This is a genomic window from Comamonas sp. E6 (assembly GCF_001010305.1).
In the GTDB taxonomy this organism is placed as follows: Bacteria; Pseudomonadota; Gammaproteobacteria; order Burkholderiales; family Burkholderiaceae_C; genus Comamonas; species Comamonas thiooxydans.
The window spans coordinates 30,135-47,747 of the sequence record NZ_BBXH01000012.1 but is presented as its reverse complement, the minus strand read 5'-3'; the positions used below and the strand labels follow the sequence as shown (position 1 = coordinate 47,747).

12 protein-coding genes are annotated in these 17,613 nt (G+C 64.5%); 9 read left to right on the top strand and 3 right to left on the bottom strand.

Annotation, left to right across the window (positions count from 1 at the left end; genetic code table 11):
* Window positions 1-107 precede the first annotated feature (107 nt).
* The 4 genes from CSE6_RS11200 (at window position 108) to CSE6_RS11185 (ending at window position 6,925) form a co-directional block, all read left to right on the top strand.
* On the top strand, window positions 108-1,706 hold the full coding sequence (locus CSE6_RS11200) for an AMP-binding protein (RefSeq protein WP_059440559.1): 1,599 nt from the start codon (window positions 108-110) through the stop codon (window positions 1,704-1,706).
* A gap of 68 nt (window positions 1,707-1,774) precedes the next feature.
* Window positions 1,775-5,071: a carboxyl transferase domain-containing protein gene (locus CSE6_RS11195; protein WP_059440558.1), complete on the top strand. Its 3,297-nt coding sequence runs from the start codon at window positions 1,775-1,777 to the stop codon at window positions 5,069-5,071.
* Between the two features lie 211 nt (window positions 5,072-5,282).
* Window positions 5,283-6,425 (top strand): aminotransferase class V-fold PLP-dependent enzyme, encoded by a 1,143-nt coding sequence (locus CSE6_RS11190; protein ID WP_059440557.1) that lies wholly within the window; start codon window positions 5,283-5,285, stop codon window positions 6,423-6,425.
* Between the two features lie 89 nt (window positions 6,426-6,514).
* Entirely contained in the window at window positions 6,515-6,925 is a 411-nt protein-coding gene (locus CSE6_RS11185) for an FKBP-type peptidyl-prolyl cis-trans isomerase (protein WP_034354972.1), read from the top strand.
* Here the strand turns inward: CSE6_RS11185 and norR are convergent, their stop codons facing one another.
* The gene (gene norR, locus CSE6_RS11180; protein WP_059440556.1) at window positions 6,926-8,512 is read right to left on the bottom strand and encodes a nitric oxide reductase transcriptional regulator NorR; all 1,587 of its coding nucleotides are present in this window, start codon (window positions 8,510-8,512) and stop codon (window positions 6,926-6,928) included.
* A gap of 159 nt (window positions 8,513-8,671) precedes the next feature.
* On the opposite strand from norR, the gene hmpA reads away from it, so the two are divergent.
* Entirely contained in the window at window positions 8,672-9,850 is a 1,179-nt protein-coding gene (gene hmpA / locus CSE6_RS11175) for an NO-inducible flavohemoprotein (protein ID WP_003068487.1), read from the top strand.
* A gap of 82 nt (window positions 9,851-9,932) precedes the next feature.
* Here the strand turns inward: hmpA and CSE6_RS11170 are convergent, their stop codons facing one another.
* Together CSE6_RS11170 and CSE6_RS11165 are read right to left on the bottom strand one after the other, a co-directional pair.
* Entirely contained in the window at window positions 9,933-10,637 is a 705-nt protein-coding gene (locus CSE6_RS11170; RefSeq protein WP_034354966.1) for a hypothetical protein, read from the bottom strand.
* Between the two features lie 11 nt (window positions 10,638-10,648).
* A complete protein-coding gene (locus tag CSE6_RS11165; protein ID WP_034354964.1) occupies window positions 10,649-10,894 on the bottom strand; it encodes a DUF3297 family protein in 246 nt (81 codons plus the stop codon).
* Window positions 10,895-11,413: 519 nt separating this feature from the next.
* On the opposite strand from CSE6_RS11165, the gene CSE6_RS11160 reads away from it, so the two are divergent.
* The 4 genes from CSE6_RS11160 to CSE6_RS11145 are packed head-to-tail and all read left to right on the top strand — an operon-like array spanning window position 11,414 to window position 17,571.
* Window positions 11,414-12,826 carry a hypothetical protein gene (locus CSE6_RS11160; RefSeq protein ID WP_034354963.1) on the top strand — a complete coding sequence of 471 codons (1,413 nt, stop codon included), beginning with the start codon at window positions 11,414-11,416 and terminating at the stop codon, window positions 12,824-12,826.
* 2 nt (window positions 12,827-12,828) lie between these two features.
* On the top strand, window positions 12,829-14,157 hold the full coding sequence (locus CSE6_RS11155) for a glycosyltransferase family 2 protein (protein ID WP_034377322.1): 1,329 nt from the start codon (window positions 12,829-12,831) through the stop codon (window positions 14,155-14,157).
* A gap of 10 nt (window positions 14,158-14,167) precedes the next feature.
* A complete protein-coding gene (locus tag CSE6_RS11150; protein WP_059440555.1) occupies window positions 14,168-16,444 on the top strand; it encodes a TolC family protein in 2,277 nt (758 codons plus the stop codon).
* The gene (locus CSE6_RS11145) at window positions 16,441-17,571 is read left to right on the top strand and encodes an HlyD family secretion protein (RefSeq protein ID WP_034377321.1); all 1,131 of its coding nucleotides are present in this window, start codon (window positions 16,441-16,443) and stop codon (window positions 17,569-17,571) included. The genes CSE6_RS11150 and CSE6_RS11145 overlap by 4 nt, the downstream gene beginning before the upstream one ends.
* The last annotated feature ends 42 nt before the right edge of the window (window positions 17,572-17,613 follow it).

Genomic DNA, 17,613 nt, shown 5'->3' with positions numbered 1-17,613 from the left:
TATACATTGACAAGACTCCGAGCAGCAGATTGCCCTAAGGCAATCCCTGAGAAAGCCCGCAAAGTGGCGCCGCTGCTCGGTCTACACGAGACACCCAGGAGACAACCATGGCTGAATCCGAAATCCTCATTCCCCTGCATGAGGCCTTGCGCCGCAATGCGCGCCAGCATCCCGAGCGTGATGCCTATATCTGGTACGGACAGCACATCAGCTGGCGCCAGGTGGATGAGGCCAGCGATGCCGTAGCCGCCCATCTGCAGCAACTGGGCGTGAAGCCGGGCGAACCCGTCGCCCTGTTCATGAACAACTGCCCGCAGTACATCGTTGCACACTACGCGGTGCAGAAGATCGGCGCCATAGTCTGCCCCTGCGGGCCGCTGAACAAGGAGCATGAACTCGAATATCAGCTCAATGATCTGCAGGCCAGGGTCATCATTGCGGCCGATGTGCTGCTGCCCGTGGTCGACAAGGTGCGCGGCAGCACGGAGCTGCTGCATGTGCTGGCCGTGCGCTACGGCGACTGGCTTCCCGCAGCGCCCACGCTGCCCCTTCCTGCAGAGCTGCAGGCCCCCGTGCAGCCGCTGCCCGGCAATGTGACGTCGTTCTGGGATCTCATGCACAGCGGCGCCAGGCCTTCACATGTCGAGGTGGACATGGACGAGGTGGCCCTGATGACCTATACCTCGGGCACCACCGGCCTGCCCAAGGGCGCCATGCTGAGCTTCGGCGCGGCCGCATACAAGACGGCCGGCGCGTCCCGGGTGACCGGGGTCAGCGCCGAGGACGTATTGCTGGCCGTGGCACCGCTCTATCACATCGCCGGCATGTCCATGGGGGTGAACATGCCCGTGCATTCGGGGGCGCCCTGCGTGCTGCTGCATCGCTTCGATCCACTGGCCGTGGCGCAGGCGCTGGAGCGCTATCGCGTCAGCTGGTGGTACAGCATCGCGCCCATGAATGTGGCGCTGATGCAGGTGCCCGGCGTGGAGAAGATGGATTTCAGCGCGCTGCGCCGCAACACCGTCACCAGCTTCGGCATCACCTATACCGAGGAACTGGCGAAGCAATGGCGCAGGTTCGCACCCAATGCCATCTCCAGCGAGGCGGCCTACGGCCTGTCAGAAACCCACACCATGGATACCTTTATGCCCGGCGATGCCATTCGTTGGGGCACGCATGGCAAGCCCGCGCCGGGCAACGAGATCCGGGTGATAGACCCGGAGACCGGCGCGCCGCTGGCCGCAGGCGAGGTGGGCGAGATCATCATTCGCGGCCCGGGCAACTTCAAGGGCTACTGGAACAAGCCCGAGGCCACGGCCAAGACGCTCAAGAACGGCTGGGTGCATACCGGCGACATGGGCAGGTTCGATGCCGACGGCTATCTGACCTTCATCGGCCGCTTCAAGGAAATGATCAAGGTTTCGGGCTACAGCGTGTTCCCCGAGGAGGTGGAGACGATTCTGATCAAGCATCCGGCCATCGCCCAGGCGGCCGTGATCGGTGTTGCCGACGCTCAGAAAGGCGAGGTCGTGCGCGCCTTCATCGTGCGCAAGCCCGGGCAGAGCCTGGAGGCGGACGGGCTGCTGGCCTGGAGCAAGGAAAACATGGCCAGCTACAAGGCGCCGCGCGAGGTGCGCTTCATCGATGCGCTACCGGCCACGGGCGCAGGAAAGGTGCTGCGCCGTTTGCTGCGAGATATTTCCTGATTTTTTGCATCAAGAGTGGTTGTGATCATTGATTGGTGCGCGCTAAAAGCTATTAAAACGAGAGTCCTATGTTCAAGAAAGTCCTGATCGCCAACCGCGGTGAAATCGCGCTGCGCATCATCCGAGCGCTGCAGGAGCTGGGCATTGCCAGCCTGGCGGTGTACGCCGCCGATGATGCGGCGGCCCCGCATGTGCAGGCCGCAGACGAGGCGCTGGCACTGGGCGCCAGCGGCCCGGCTGCCTATCTCGATGGCGCGCAGCTGCTGCGGATTGCCCAGCAGCACGGTTGCGATGCACTGCACCCGGGCTATGGCTTTCTCAGCGAGAACGCAGACTTTTCGGGCGCCTGTGCGGCAGCGGGGCTGCGCTTCATCGGCCCGACGCCTGAGCAACTGGCGCTGCTTGGCGACAAGGCCAGGGCCCGCGCGCTGGCGCAGCAATGCGGCGTGCCCCTGATGCCCGGCAGCACCGAGGCCGTGACGCTGGAGCAGGCCCAGCAGTTCTTTGCGCGCCAGCAGGCCGACGGAGCCAGCGGCATCATGATCAAGGCCATCGGCGGCGGCGGCGGGCGCGGCATGCGTGCGGTCACCGAGGCTGGCGAGGTGGCGGCCGCCTACCAGCGCTGCCGCAGTGAGGCCCAGGCAGCCTTTGGCGTGGATGGCGTCTATGTCGAGCGGCTGATGAGCGGCGCGCGCCATATCGAGATCCAGCTGCTGGGTGACGGCAGCGAATGGCCGATGGCGCTGGGCGAGCGCGAATGCACGCTGCAGCGGCGCTTTCAGAAGCTGGTGGAGATTGCGCCCAGCCCGAGCCTGACGCAGCCGCTGCGCGAGCGCATCACCGAGGACGCGCTGCGCATGGCAGCCAGGCTGCGCTACGAAAGCCTGGGCACATTCGAGTTCCTGGTCGATCTGCAATCCCAGTCCCTGCCCTATGTGTTCATCGAGGCCAACCCGCGCCTGCAGGTGGAGCACACGATTACCGAAGAAGTCTTTGGCGTCGATCTGGTGCAGGCCCAGATCCGCATCGCGGCGGGCGAGCATTTTGCCGACCTGGGCCTGAATGTGAATGCACGGCCCCGGCCGCGCGGCTATGCCATGCAGTGGCGCATCAATGCCGAAACCCTCGATGCCCAGGGTAACTCCCGCCCCGGCAGCGGCCGCATTGCCGAGCTGCACTGGCCGCAAGGCCCCGGCATACGCCTGGACAGCCATGCGCAGCAGGGTGCCAGCCCGTCGCCGCATTACGACACCTTGCTGGCCAAGCTCGTCGTGCACAGCAACGCGCCGCGTTTTGAGGATGTGCTGCGCCGCTCCCGGCGCGCGCTGGCCGACTGCCGCATCGTGGGCCTGGCCACCAATCTGCCGCTGCTGAAGGCCCTGGCGCAGCGGCCCGAGATGCAGGATCAGACCGTGCACACGCGCTGGCTGGAAGAGGTCCTGCCGCAGCTGGTGTATGCTGCAGAAAAGATAGCTTCAAGCGCAATTCATTCAAAGAATTCAGATGCTTTTGCTTCTGAAAGCAAGGTACTTCAAGCGCAGCAAGCTCCTGAAAATGCTGTGCTGGCCCCCATGCCAGCCAGGGTCGTGCAGTGGTCTGTTGCGGTGGGTGAGACGGTGGCCAAGGGCGCCGAGCTGGGCATTCTCGAAGCCATGAAGATGCAGCATGTGCTGTTCGCGCAGGCGGCGGGCCGGGTCCAGGCGCTGCTGGCGGAGGCCGGCAGCTATGTGGCGCAGGACCAGGCCTTGCTGGTGCTCGCGCCCGTTCAGGGCGATGCAGCGCATGCCGAGGTGGTGCCGCAGCGGCAGGACCCGGGCCACATCCGGGCCGATCTGCAGCGCGTCAGGGATCGCCATGGCTTCACGCTCGATGCAGCGCGGCCCGAGGCCATGGCCAGGCGCCATGCCCAGGGCAGCCGCAGCGCGCGCGAGAACATTGCCGATCTCTGCGATGAAGGCAGCTTCATCGAGTACGGCGCGCTGGCGATTGCCGCGCAGACACGCAGGCGCAGCCTCGACGATCTGGTGGCTAACACGCCGGCCGACGGCATGGTCACGGGCATGGGCTCCATCAATGCCGCGCAGTTCGGCGCGGAGCGGTCGCGCGCCGTGGTCATGTCCTATGACGCCACGGTGCTGGCGGGCACCCAGGGGGCGCGCAATCACGCCAAGACCGACCGCATGCTGGGCATCGCGCTGCAGCAGAAACTGCCCGTGGTGCTGTTTGCCGAAGGCGGCGGGGGCAGGCCCGGCGATACCGACACACCCGTGGTCGCGGGCCTGCATGTGCATACCTTCGCGGCCTATGCGGCGCTCTCGGGTCAGGTGCCCGTGGTGGGTATCACCCATGGCCGCTGCTTTGCGGGCAATGCGGCGCTGCTGGGTTGCAGCGATGTGATCATCGCCACGCGCAGCAGCAATATCGGCATGGGCGGACCGGCCATGATCGAGGGCGGCGGCCTGGGTGTCTTCCGTCCCGAGGAAGTCGGCCCCGCCAGCGTGCAGCATGCGAATGGCGTGATCGATATCCTGGTCGACGACGAGGCCCAGGCCGTGGCCGCGGCCAGGCACTATCTGTCCTTCTTCCAGGGGCGGGTCGAGCAATGGTCCGAGCCCGATCAGCGTCTGCTGCGCCAGGTCGTGCCCGAGAACCGCCTGCGTGCCTACGATACGCGCGCAGCCATGGCCGGGTTGGTGGACGAGGGCAGCCTGCTGATGCTGAGAACCGGCTTCGGCGCCGGCATCCACACGGCGCTGGCGCGCATCGAGGGGCGGCCCGTGGGACTGATAGCCAACAACCCGGGCCATCTGGGCGGCGCCATCGATGCCGATGCGGCCGACAAGGTGGCGCGTTTCATGCAGTTGTGCAATGCCCACGGCATCGCCATCGTCAGCCTGGTCGATACGCCCGGCTTCATGGTCGGGCCGGAGATCGAGAAAACCGCCCAGGTGCGCCATGTCAGCCGGCTGTTCGTCATGGCGGCCAAGCTGCGCGTCCCATACTTCAGCGTGGTGCTGCGCAAGGGCTATGGCCTGGGCGCCATGGGCATGACGGCGGGCAGCTTTCATGCGCCCATCTTCAATGTGGCCTGGCCCACGGGCGAGTTCGGCGCCATGGGCCTGGAAGGGGCTGTGCGGCTGGGCTTTCGCAAGGAGCTCGAAGCCCTGCCGGAGGGCGCGCAGCGCGAGGCGTTGTTCCAGAAGCTGCTGGCCCAGCAATACGCGCATGGCGAGGCCATGCACATGGCGGCCACGCTGGAAGTCGATGCCGTCATCGACCCTGCGGAGACCCGCGCCTGGCTGGTGCGCGGCCTGGCCGGTGCGCGACTGCGCGAGGAAGGCGGCCGCTTTGTGGACACATGGTAAACGCTGATGGGGGCATCGAGATTTCAGCGTTTAATCGGTTGAAATCTCCGATGTGCAAAGCGCTTGCAGCTCATGTTTTTGATATGAACTGCATACGCAAAACCATATTCCGGCTCATGCTAAGCTGAATGTCTTGCACCAGCGCCCCGGCGGCCCAACGTCTGCTCCGGGGTGTTTTTGACTGCCCAGTATTTGCGATTGGAGATATCCCATGCCCGGACTTTTGCCCGACGTTGATCCCGATGGCCTGCTCGAATTCTCGGTGGTCTACACCGATAGAGCGCTCAACCACATGTCCAAGAAGTTCGTGGGTGTGATGCAGGACATCCTGGGCATGCTCAAGGACGTCTATCACGCCAACACGGCCGTGCTGATTCCCGGCAGCGGCACCTTCGGCATGGAAGCCGTGGCGCGCCAGTTCGCCAATCGCGAGCGGGTGCTGATCGTGCGCAACGGCTGGTTCAGCTATCGCTGGACGCAGATCTTCGATGCCGATGCGGGCCTGGGTGGCGGCTCCGTGGTCTGCAAGGCGCGCAAGCAGGGCGAGGGCAGCCAGGATCCCTGGGCGCCATGCCCGGCAGCCGATGTGGCCGAGACCATTCGCGTGGAGCGTCCCAAAGTGGTGTTTGCCCCGCATGTAGAGACCGCCAGCGGCATCATGCTGCCCGATGAATACCTGCGTACCGTCGCCGACGCCGCGCACGAGGTTGGCGCGCTGTTCGTGCTGGACTGCGTGGCATCCGGCGCCATGTGGGTCGATATGGAAAAAACCGGCGTGGACGTGCTGATCTCGGCGCCGCAAAAGGGCTGGAGCAGCTCGCCTTGCTGCGCCATGGTCATGCTCTCGGCGCGCGCCCGCGAGGCCATAGAGCACACGCAGAGCTCCAGCTTCTCCTGCGACCTGAAGAAGTGGATGCAGATTGCCGAGGGCTACGAAAAAGGCCAGCACGCCTATCACACCACCATGCCCACGGACGCGCTGCTGCGCTTGCGCGACGTGATGCTGGAGACGCGCAAATACGGCTTTGCCAAGGTGCGCGAAGAACAGATGGAACTGGGTCGCAAGGTGCGCGAGCTGCTGCAGTTGCGCGGCTTCCCCAGCGTCGCGGCCGAGGGCTACAAGGCGCCTGGCGTGGTCGTGAGCTACACCACTGACGCGGAAATCCAGAGCGGCCGTGCCTTCCTCAAGGTGGGCTTGCAGACCGCCTCGGGCGTTCCGCTGCAATGCGATGAAGGCCCGGACTTCAAAACCTTCCGCATCGGCCTGTTCGGCCTGGACAAATGGCATGACTCGGATCGCTCCGTGGCGCATCTGTCCAAGGCACTGGACGATATCGGCATTGCCCGGACCTGAGTCAATGCAGCCGGCAGCATGGCTGCCATGACATCTTTTCGACCCGACTTCGTAATAAAGTCGGGTTTTGTTTATTCAGCGCATCCGATATGAAAAAAGCAGTCTCCGTGATCGGGTTTGTATTTGCTCTGGGCGCTGGCGCAGTGGTTCATGCTGCGCCAGTCACCACCGCCAGCGGGCTGATCTATGAAAGCCAGGTCGAAGGCAGCGGGCCCAGTCCCAAGGCGACGGACACCGTCAAGGTGCACTACCGCGGCTACTTTCCCGATACCGGCAAGGAGTTCGACAGCTCCTATGCACGCAAGCAGCCCATCGAGTTCCCGCTCACTGGCGTGATTCCCTGCTGGACCGAGGGCGTGCAGAAGATGAAAGTGGGCGGCAAGGCCAAGCTGACATGCCCTCCCGGCATAGCCTATGGCAGCCGTGGTGCAGGCCGTGCCGTTCCCCCCAATGCCACGCTGAACTTCGATGTGGAGCTGCTGGGCATCCAGGGCCGCTGATCAAGGCCTGTCGATCTCAAGCCGCTTGGCCAGGCGCTGCAGATTGGCTCGATCGAGCTGCAGCTCGCGCGCTGCGGCGGCCCAGCTGCCCCGGTGACGGGCCAGGCTGGAGCTGACCAGCTGGCGTTCATAGGCGCTGACGGCGGCGCGCAGACCGGCCTCGGGCGCAGCCGCCGGTGTGGCCGGGTCCATTGGGGCTGTAGCCTGTGCGGCGGCAGGCGCCTCGGCCCGCTCCCAGAGATCGGCAAGTCCCAGGGTCACGATGCGCAGCCTGGTTCCCGCGCGGCTGGCGCTGCCGTCATTGCGGCTCAGGGCCCTGAGCACGGCGCGGCTGATGCAGTGCTCGAGCTCGCGCACATTGCCGGGCCAGCTGCGATTGAGCAAGGCCGCCTGTGCGGCCGCATCCAGGCGCAGGCCGCCCAGCCTGAGCCTGGAGCGGTTCTCCTCGAGGAAATAGCCCGCCAACTGCAGCACGTCGCTGTCGCGCTCTCGCAGCGGCGGCACGGCGAGCGGATAGACATTGAGGCGGTGATAGAAGTCCGCGCGCATGCGCCCGGCGTGGACTTCCGCAGCCAGGTCACGGTTGGTGGCGGCGATCACGCGCACATCCACATGGTGCTCCCGGTCCGAGCCCAGGCGCTGCAGCTGGCCGCTTTGCAGCACGCGCAGCAGCTTGGCCTGCACGGGCAGCGACAGTTCGCCGACCTCGTCCAGGAACAGCGTGCCCTGATGTGCCTGTTCGAACTTGCCACTGCGCTCGCTCAGTGCTCCCGTGAAGGCCCCGCGCACATGGCCGAACAGCTCGCTCTCGACCAGGTTGTCGGGCAGGGCCGCGCAGTTGATGCTGATCATGGGCTTGTCGGCACGGCCCGACTGCGCATGCACGGCCTGGGCCACCAGCTCCTTGCCGGTGCCGGTTTCGCCGGTGACGAGCACGCAAAGATCGCTGGCTGCGACCAGGGCAATGTCTTTCTGCAGCTGGCGCATGACGGGGCTTGCGCCCTGCAGTCCGCGCTCCTGCGGCGCGGCGGGACTGGCCGAGCCGGTGGCGCCGCGCGCGAGCTGGGACAGCAGGTGCACGCGCTCGGCCGTGGCCACGGTGGCTGCGGCCAGATTGCTGAAGGCCTGCAGCATGGCCAGCGCCGCGGGGTCGGCGAACCGGCCCGGCTCCAGTGCGTCCAGCGTCAGCAGACCCCAGGGCAGGCCGCCCAGCTGCAGCACGCAGCCCATGCAGTCATGCACATGCAGCTCGCTGATGGCCTGGCCTTTGTGCGCCACCAGCCCGTCATAGGGATCGGGCAGGGGACTGTCGGGTTCAAAGCGCATGGCCTGGCCGGCCGCCAGCAACTGGGCAAAGCGCGGATGCTCGCCCAGGCGAAAGCGCCGGCCCAGCGTGTCCGGCATCAGGCCGTCGATTGCCATGGGGCGCAGCCATTCGCCTTCGAGCTTCAGCAGGGCTACGGCATCGGCGGGCAACAGGTTGCGCAGTGCGGCCAGCAGACGGCGCAGACGTTCGCGCTCGGACAGGTCCTGGGCCAGATCGGCGATCAGCGGGCTGACGGCGTTAAGAATGTGAGATGTTGTCATAACGACATCGGATGGTGTCAATGAGACAGCAATTGATGGATGTCATATTGACGCATGTTTTTGCAAGCCATTGTTCTGCAATGGTCTTGTTGCTGGCACGCCGTTTGCATTTATCTGCTCAAGCCTTGCAGCTGGCAAGGCAGCAACCAGGAGATTTGCATGCTTACCGAACGTCAACGCGAGATCGTCAAGGCCACCGTACCGCTGCTGGAAACCGGCGGCGAGGCCCTGATCACGCATTTCTACCAGACCATGCTGGGTGAGTATCCCGAGGTGCGCCCGCTGTTCAACCAGGCGCACCAGCAAAGCGGTGCTCAGCCGCGAGCATTGGCACATAGCGTGCTGATGTATGCCAAGAACATCGACCGACTGGAAAACCTGGGCAATCTGCCTGCGCAAATCATCAACAAGCATGTGGCGCTGCAGGTACAGGCCGAGCATTACCCCATCGTCGGTGCCTGCCTGCTGCGCGCCATTCGCGAGGTGCTGGGGGCAGAGATCGCCACGGATGAGGTGATCGCCGCCTGGGCCGCCGCCTATCAGCAGCTGGCCGATATCCTGATCGGTGCGGAGCGCGCGGTGTACGAGCAGACTGCGGCAGCCGAAGGCGGCTGGCGTGGTGCGCGTGCCTTCAAGCTGGTGCGCAAAGAGGCCGAAAGCGCCGAGATCACGTCCTTCTATCTGGAACCCGTGGACGGCGGCGCGGTGATTGCCCATCAGCCAGGCCAGTACATCGGCCTGCGCGTGGTAGTCGACGGCCTGGAGCAGCGCCGCAACTACTCGCTGTCGGCGCCTGCCAACGGCAAGAGCTATCGCATCAGCGTCAAGCGCGAGGCCGGCGGCAAGGTCTCCAACCATTTGCACGACCAGCTGCACGTGGGCGATACGCTGGAGCTGTTCCCGCCTGCCGGCCATTTCACCTTGCAGGCCAATGCCAAGCCCCTGGTGCTGATCAGCGGCGGTGTGGGCATCACGCCCACGCTGCCCATGCTGCAGGCCGCGCTGCCCACGGGGCGCGAGATCACCTTCATCCACTGCGCGCGTGATCGCGGCGTGCATGCCTTCCGCGAGAAGATCGATGCGCTGGCTAACAGCCACGAGCAGCTCACACGCCGCTATTGCTACGACCAGGCGGACGCGGGCGACGAGGTCGATGCCCAGGGCCTGCTGAGCACCGACCGACTGGCCCAGTGGCTGCCTGAGTCACGCGATGCCGATGTCTACTTCCTGGGCCCGCGCGGCTTCATGCGCAGCGTCAAGCAGTCGCTGCGCGAGCTGGGCGTGCCCGAGGCCCAGGTGCACTATGAGTTCTTCGGTCCTGCGGAAGCGCTGGCTTGAGCGAGCTGAATGCTATTGAATAAATAGCTTTATGCGCTTGGTGTGAAAGGGGTAGAGGCTGAAAAGGCTTGAACTCAAGTCTTCAGTCTCTTCCATGCACTATGGTGTGAATGATTTCCCTGCCATCCAGGATGCGGCTGACACCATTGAACCAGCGGCAGTCGGCGTGGATGTTGGCGTAGTGATCCATCCAATCCAGCGTGATGGGTGAAATGCAGACCAGACGCTGGCTCTGCAGACCAGCATCAAACACTTGTGCGCGGAACTGGCTCAGGTTGGCGGGGCAATCCATCTCTTGAGCAAAGCACTGCCATGCAGCATGCAAAGCCGTGGCGTCTGCTGTGCGCAATCGTGTTTCAGACTCGGAGGCTTCCGCGGGACTGGTTTGCCAGTCGCTGATTTGCCCCTGCTGCAAGGTGGCCTTGACGCAGTGCCCTGCATCGCCGAAGACCAGCGCTTGAGCATCGCTCAGGCTGTGTACATAGAGTCTGTTGGACTCTGGCACTTCTGCGGCAAAGCGTTGCAGCAGCGGTATGTCCATCCCTAAAACGAAGCTGCTGCAAAGCGCGGGCTGTACAGCGATGGCTTCGGGTCGCAGCACCTGCTGCACCCAGGTTTGCCAAGGCAGCGGAAGCCCGGGCATCAACCATCCCAGCTCGCCCTCCGTGATTCTGTGTCGCAGCCCGGCCTCTTGCCTTTGTCCATCGGCGATCTGGCTGCGAGAGTATGGCCGCACGGCATTCAGCTCACGCTTGAGCTGGCGCTTGTTCAGGCGTTGTGCGGCCACGGGGACTGGGTTTAGCGGTAATACGCCTCGACCGTACCCTTGATCTTGATCAACAGGGGCTTGCCCTTGCGGTCCAGGGTCTTGCCGGCGGGCACCTTGACCCAGCCCTCGCTCACGCAGTATTCCTCGACGTCAAAGCGGTCCTTGCCGTTGAAGCGGATGCCGATGTCGTGCTCGAACACGGCGGCCACATGGTGAGGGCTGCGAGGGTCGATGGACAGGTGATCGGGCAGTTCGGGGCGTTGTATGTCGGTCATATCGTGCGGATCCAAAAACGCCTATTGTCCTCTGCTTTGCTGGCTAGTCAGGTGAGCTCATGCCATGAGTCCCTGCTTTTCTTCCTTCGTGAAAACAAGCTGTTGGACTACTTTTGGCAATTCCTGGGGTTATTGACTGCCGCAAATGTTACCTGTGCGTGCGCCAGATGGCTGGTTCGGTTTTACATGTCTGCATGCAGTTTCCGCAGAGTCGCTGCTCATGTGTGTCGATGGTGACTTTTTGTGTCGGTTTGCGTTGTCACCCCGAGAGGCCCAAGGGAAGTTCGGGTTGATGAAAACCCGAATTGATAAGGCAGGAACAGCGTGAATGTCCAACTCTGTATGTGGATGTAGCGTAACGGCTGTACAGCCTGTTTGTTTGCCAAAGGCAACTTGGTTTTCAAAGTTTAAAAGCTATGAAAACGGTAGTCGAAGCTTCACTTCCAAACCGAAAAATGAGCTCTCCGAAACAGCGCCCCGAGCTTGTGCAGCCCGGCGCGCGCAACAAAGGAGAGTCTGATGGATACAGCCATCCGCACCAAGGCAGGCTTGGTTTTTCTGGGACCACTCACCACAGCCGTCCCTGAGTCAGAGCGATCTGTCTCCTATCAGGATCTGGATGCGCTGATGCACTCCGGTGTACAGCCGCAGGGCATTTATCTGCGTGCCGTGCCGCACCAGGTCTGGCGCAAATGGCTCAATCGCACCCGCCAGAGCGACTGGTGGAGCCTGCCGGTCTTTGCGGAACCGGCGCTGCGCGACGCGCAGCCGTACGTGGATGCGCTGTGCAGCGTGGAGCGGGCACACGAAATCACCGAGGGCATGGCCTTGCGCCGCCAGATGCTGCCCGATCCTGGCGATGTGCTGGGGCTGGAGGAGCGTCTGCTGTACTTCCTCTACGAACGCGGGCCGCAGACGGGCTTTCGGCCGCTGCTCGACCGCGACAGCGACCAGCTCTACCGCTATCCGGTCGCGGAGCAACTGGCCTGCGCACAGGAGAGCGTGTCCCAGGCGCTGGAGGAGCTGCGCCGCCGCGGGCTGCTGCGCTCCGAGGGGCTGGTGGACCGCACCCGGCTGTGCTCGGGTTGCGGCTCCGCGCACATCCATTTCGTGGACGTATGTCCGCATTGCCAGAGCCTGGACATCCGACGCGAGTCAATGCTGCACTGCTTTGCCTGCGGCCATGTCGGCGCCGAATCGCAGTTCGTTGAAGGCGGTGCGCTGGACTGCCCCAAATGCCATGTGCATTTGCGTCACATCGGCGTGGACTACGACAAGCCGCTGGCCCAGTACCACTGCCGCAGCTGCCAGCGCTCATCGGTCGATTCCATGGTCCAGGCGCGCTGCCTGGACTGTGCGCGCACGAGCACGCCCGACGAGCTGGAGGTGCGTGAAGTCGCCACGCTGATGCTGAGCGCCAGTGGGCGTCAGGCTGTGCGCAATGGCGGAGTGGGCGAGGCCTACCCGCCGCTGAAGGCGCGCAACTATGTGGACCCGCAGGGGTTCAAGCGCATGTTGGGCTGGGCCAGCGACATCCAGGCGCGAAACCCGCAGTTCAGCTTCCACCTGATGCGCATGGAGCTCGAGCACAAGGGGCTACCGGCGCAGCAACTCAGCCCCTGGCAGATCACCGAGCTGCTGGACGAACTCGCCGTGCGCCTGAACGCCCAGCTGCGCGAGTCCGACCTGATTACCCGCGTGGATGAGCACAGCCTGTGGGTGATCCTGCCATACACGATGCCGCAGGGCCTGCAAAGCCGCATCGAGAAAACCATGGAAAAGCTGGCCGAGGAAGAGGGTGAAGCCAAGCGCCTGGCCCTGTCGGTGCACCTGCGTAGCATGGAAGTCAAGGCCATGAACGACGGCAGCGAAGCACCGTCCGCGAGCAATCTGATGCGGAAGATGCAGGCCGACACGCTGCAAGAGGCCTGACCATGTGGCAGCAGTTTGTGGAATCTTTCTTGCTGCTGGCGCACAGCTTCAGCACGCGGGGCGCATGGGATCAGGCATTCAACCTGTTCCCGTTCATCGTCCTGCTGGAGCTGCCGTTCTATGTGCTGGTCGTCGGCGGGATGCTGCGCTACGGGTTGCGCCATTGGCGTGTTCCGGTCCGGCGCCTGCAATACCCGTCCGTGTCCTGCCTGATCACCTGTTATTCCGAAGGCGATGATGTGCGCAAGACCATCAGCTCCTTGGTGAATCAGCGCTATGCGGGGCGCATCCAGATCATTCCGATCATCGACGGAGCTATCAAGAACAGCGACACGCTGCATGCGGCACTGTCCGAGGCCAAACGCTGGGAAGGTACCGAGGGGCGGCGCGAAGTCACCGTGCTGCCCAAGTGGCAGCGCGGCGGCCGGGTGTCTTCGCTGAATGCGGGGCTGACGCTGGCCACGGGCGACGTGGTGATGGCACTGGACGGCGATACCTCGTTCGACAACGACATGGTGGAGAACGCCACACGCCACTTCGACGATCCACTGGTGGCGGGGGTTGCGGGCAATCTGCGTGTGCGCAACCAGGGCAGAAACCTGGTGACCAAGATGCAGGGGCTGGAATACATGCTCTCCATCAGCGGTGGCAAAACGGGCCTGTCCGAGTTCAACATCGTCAACAACATCTCGGGTGCCTTTGGAGTGTTCCGGACTTCGCTGGTCCGGCACCTTGGCGGTTGGGACGCGGGGACGGCGGAGGACCTGGACATGACGCTGCGCATCAAGCAGTACTTCGGCCGCTACAGCGGCATGCGCATCAAGTTCGAGCCGCATGCCATGGGGCATACCGACGCACCGGAATCCTGGCGCGTGTTCTTCAAGCAGCGCTTGCGCTGGGACGGGGACATGTACTACCTGTTCGTGCGCAAGTACCGTTTCAACCTGCGGCCTTCGTTGCTGGGGTGGCCGAACTTCCTTTTCACCCTTATCAACGGCCTGCTCATGCAGCTGGTGCTGCCCTATCTGATCGTGGGATCGCTGGCAATGCTGCTGTTCATCCAGCCGCTGGGCATCGTGCTGGGCACGCTGGCTTTCGTCTACCTGGGCTATCTGCTGTTGCTATTGGCCTACTACCTGGTCTATCTGGCCACGGTGTCGGAGCGCATCCGGTTGGACCTGTCCTATCTGCCGTACCTGCCGCTGTTTCCTCTCTTTGCCTTCGTGACCCGGGTGCACAGCGGCTACGCCATCCTGGTGGAAGCGCTGACCCATTCGCACCTGGACTCGTCCATGGCGCCCAATTGGGTGCTGCGCAAGAACAAATTCTAAAAACCAACGCATGAAACCATTTCCCCTTCACTACCTGCCGGGTGGGCCGCACCGCGTCCGTGCCCTGAGCGGCCTGATAGGCGTCAGCCTGCTGGCTTCCATGCTGGGAACAAGCGCGAGCGCGCAGACTGCCACTGCCGTATCCGCAGCGTCTGAGGCGCGTGCTCCTGTCGCTTCCGCCGACACGGGCCAGCCCTGGAGCTGGGCCGACCTGCAGGCCTGGAGCGCGGAGCAGGGGCCAGCCGTGCGGCTGGCGCGCCTCAAGGAGCATGTGGCCGGCAGCAACCTCAAGCTGGTCGAGTCGGACAACGGTGCACGGCTTATCGCGGCTGCCGGCCTGGCACGCGCCAAGGAGCCGGTGACGGATACCCTGAACCGCAACTACAGCCGCCTGTCGGGGCAGGCTGGTCTGCGCTGGAGTTTTCTGGGCGCCGAGGAAGCACGCCGGCGCAATGTGCAGGAGGCCAGGACCGAGCAACTGAGCAGTACCGCGCAGACCCAGCTGCTGCAGGCCCAGGCCGTGACGGAGCTGGGACGGCTGTATGTGCGCTATCTGCGCAGCCAGCAGCGCGAGCAGGTAGCACGGGCCTATCTGTCCACGCGCTCCCAGATCGAGGGCAGGCTGCAGGAGCGCGTGGCTGGCGGCCACATGCTGCGCTCTGAAGGGCTGGACCTGCAGGGCTACTACGAAGCCGCGCAGAATCGCGTGGCCAAGGAGAAGGAAGTGCAGCGCGCAGCCTTGCAGCAAATGGGCTTTTTGACCGGCCGCCGTCTGCGCGCCCAGTCGGTGCCGGCTCTGGCCCTGCCGCAGACCTGCATGAATCCGGCCATGCTGCAGGATGCGCTCAACACGCATCCCGCGCTGGAATCTGCACGCTATGCGATGGAAGGATTGCGGGAGCAGGCCCGGCACACGCGCTATGGCGGAGTGACGGGCGGCGTGCAACTGAGCCAGAGCCTGAGCAAGGATTTCGGCGGCAGCCCCGGCCATGCGACGGCCGTGGCGGTGGATGTGTCCATCCCCCTGCAATGGCGCAGTCAGAAGGATGCGATGGCGGCCAAACTGCAGGGCCAGTATGACGAGGCGGCCGAGCAATACGCGCAGACCCAGGGCAAGCTGCAGCTGGAGCAGCAGACCGTGCTGGAGCAGTACAGGTTGAGCCAGGTCGAACTCAAGAGCAGGGCCCAGCGCTATGCAGCGGCCACCGAAGGGCTGCGTGTGGCGCAGCTGCGCGCGCCCAGCCTCGGCGGTGACGGCATGGTGCAGGCCATCAAGGCAGACAACGGCCGCTACGAGGCGGCGGTGCGCTATATCAGCGCCGCCGAAGAAGAGGATCTGGCGGCCATGGACATGCTGTATTACACGCGTGGTTGCAGCTTGCAGGTGCGTAGCGACGACCCGCTGCAGGCTGCGGTGCTGCAGCGTACTGGTGCCGCAGCTTCCGCAGTGGGTGCTGACGGACTGGTAGCAGTGGCGCAGCAGACCAGGCTCAGCGAGGAAGCGGGCGTTGCCAAACCCGCTGCAGCCGCTGCAGCAGCCGCACCTGCGGGAACCGGCTGGTATGCATGGAAAGGCTGGCAATGGGTGCAGCAGCCGGCCCGCATCGACCAGCTGCCGCAAGGCACGCAGCGCCTTCTGGTGTCGTTCACCGAAGAGCAGTTGCAGCGCCTGGCGGCCGACGAGCAGGCTCGCCAGGGACTGGAGCAGCTGGCGCAGCGTGCGCGCCAGCGCGGCATCCGGCTGGAGCTGCTGCTGGGCGAGCCGACCTGGGTGCTGCCCAAGGGGCGCGGCAACATGCTGGCGCTGCTGCAGAAGGTGCAATCCATGCCGTTCGGCATGGTCCACCTGGATCTGGAGCGCAGCCAATTGCCCGAGGTACAGCAAAAGGACTGGGGCCGCAATGTGCTCGACAGCCTGCAGGAGGCGGTGGCCCAAAGCCGCCTGCCGGTCTCGCTGACGACCCACCACCGCGAACTGCGCGAACCCGGCTTTCTACAGGCCCTGCAGAAGGCCGGTGTCAAGGAAGTCGTGCCCATGATCTACAGCGCCAATGCGCAGAGCACGGTGAACGCGATCAAGCAGCTGCCGCCCATGCCTCAGGGGCTGGACCTGGCCGTGGCGCAAAGCATTGAAAAGGAATTGCCCTCGGAAGAGAGCTTGTTTCGCATAGGCAGGCGCCAGGCACTGGTTCATTGGCAGGGCGTGGCACAAGCGCTGCGGACGGTGCCCGGTTTCAAAGGCGTCGTCGTGCAGTCCTGGGAAGACTATATGGAGGCTCAACCGTGAAGATCCAATTCAATGCTCCGCCGGCTTCGGCGGAAGTCAGCAATGGCATTCCCGTCAAGTACGACAACGTCAAGCGCAAGGTGCCGCGCTGGCGCTGGTATCTGGTGCTGGGCATTGTGCTGCTGATACCCTTGTACTTTGTCTACAAAACCGTGAGCAGTACGGTGCTGCGGGCTTCGCCCGGCATGGTGGTCATCGACCAGGTCGTGGTGCGTGCACCGATCACGGGCCAGGTGGAGCAAGTCGCCCCGGAGGGGCAGGCCACTGAGCAGGGCGAGCGCGTGCTGCGTGTGGTGCAAAAGCAGGTGCCCACGCCAGCGGCCGGTACGGTGCAGGCTGCCGACGTGGTGGCCAGTTCCGCGGACCATACCTATGCGATGCAGCGCCAGGATCTGCAGGGCCAGCAAAAGGCCTTGCAGTCCAGTCTGCAGGCCGTGCAGGGCCGCATGTCTCTGATGCAGGATCGCGTGCGGCAGATTGATGAGCTGTTCCGCCAGGGCGCGGCCACGCGCCAGGAAGTGGACGCAGCACGCCTGCAGATGCTGCAGGCACAGGCCGAGGTTGGCCGCGCCCAGCGCGAAATCCTGGTCGCCAGCCAGCAGCAGAGCGCCCTGTATCTGCAGGCGGCCAAGGATGCTGCGGCCACGCGTCAGGCTGTCGGTCTGGCACAGGCCGGCAACATCACGCCGGTTGCGGATCTGATGGCGCCCGTGCCCTCGCAGGTGGTGCGCAGCTTCGTCAAGGCCGGCGAATGGGTGGTGGCCGGAGACGAGCTGATGGTGCTGCAGACGCGCAAGGCGCCCTGGGTCCAGGCCTATCTGACGCCCCAGCACCTGAGGTACGCGCGCAAGGGCCAGAAGGCCACGCTGGTCTTTCTGGACGGGCAGAAGGTGCCGGCCGAGGTCGATGAGGTCTTCTCGGAAACCCAGCGTGTCCCGGCCGAGCGCGTGGGCCCGATGGAGTCGCAAAGCGCCGCGGTGGTGGTCAAGCTGCGTCCGCTGCAGGCCCTGCCTGCCGAGCACCGCGTCAACCGCCTGCCCATTGATGTGCGCTTTGAGAGAAGCTGGTGGCCCTGGAGCCAGGACCCTCGGCTTGCTGATTTCACGGCAAACGTCAAGGTCGGCTGACCCGTCCGATGCTGGCGGCAGCCCTGGGCTGCAGACGAGCGG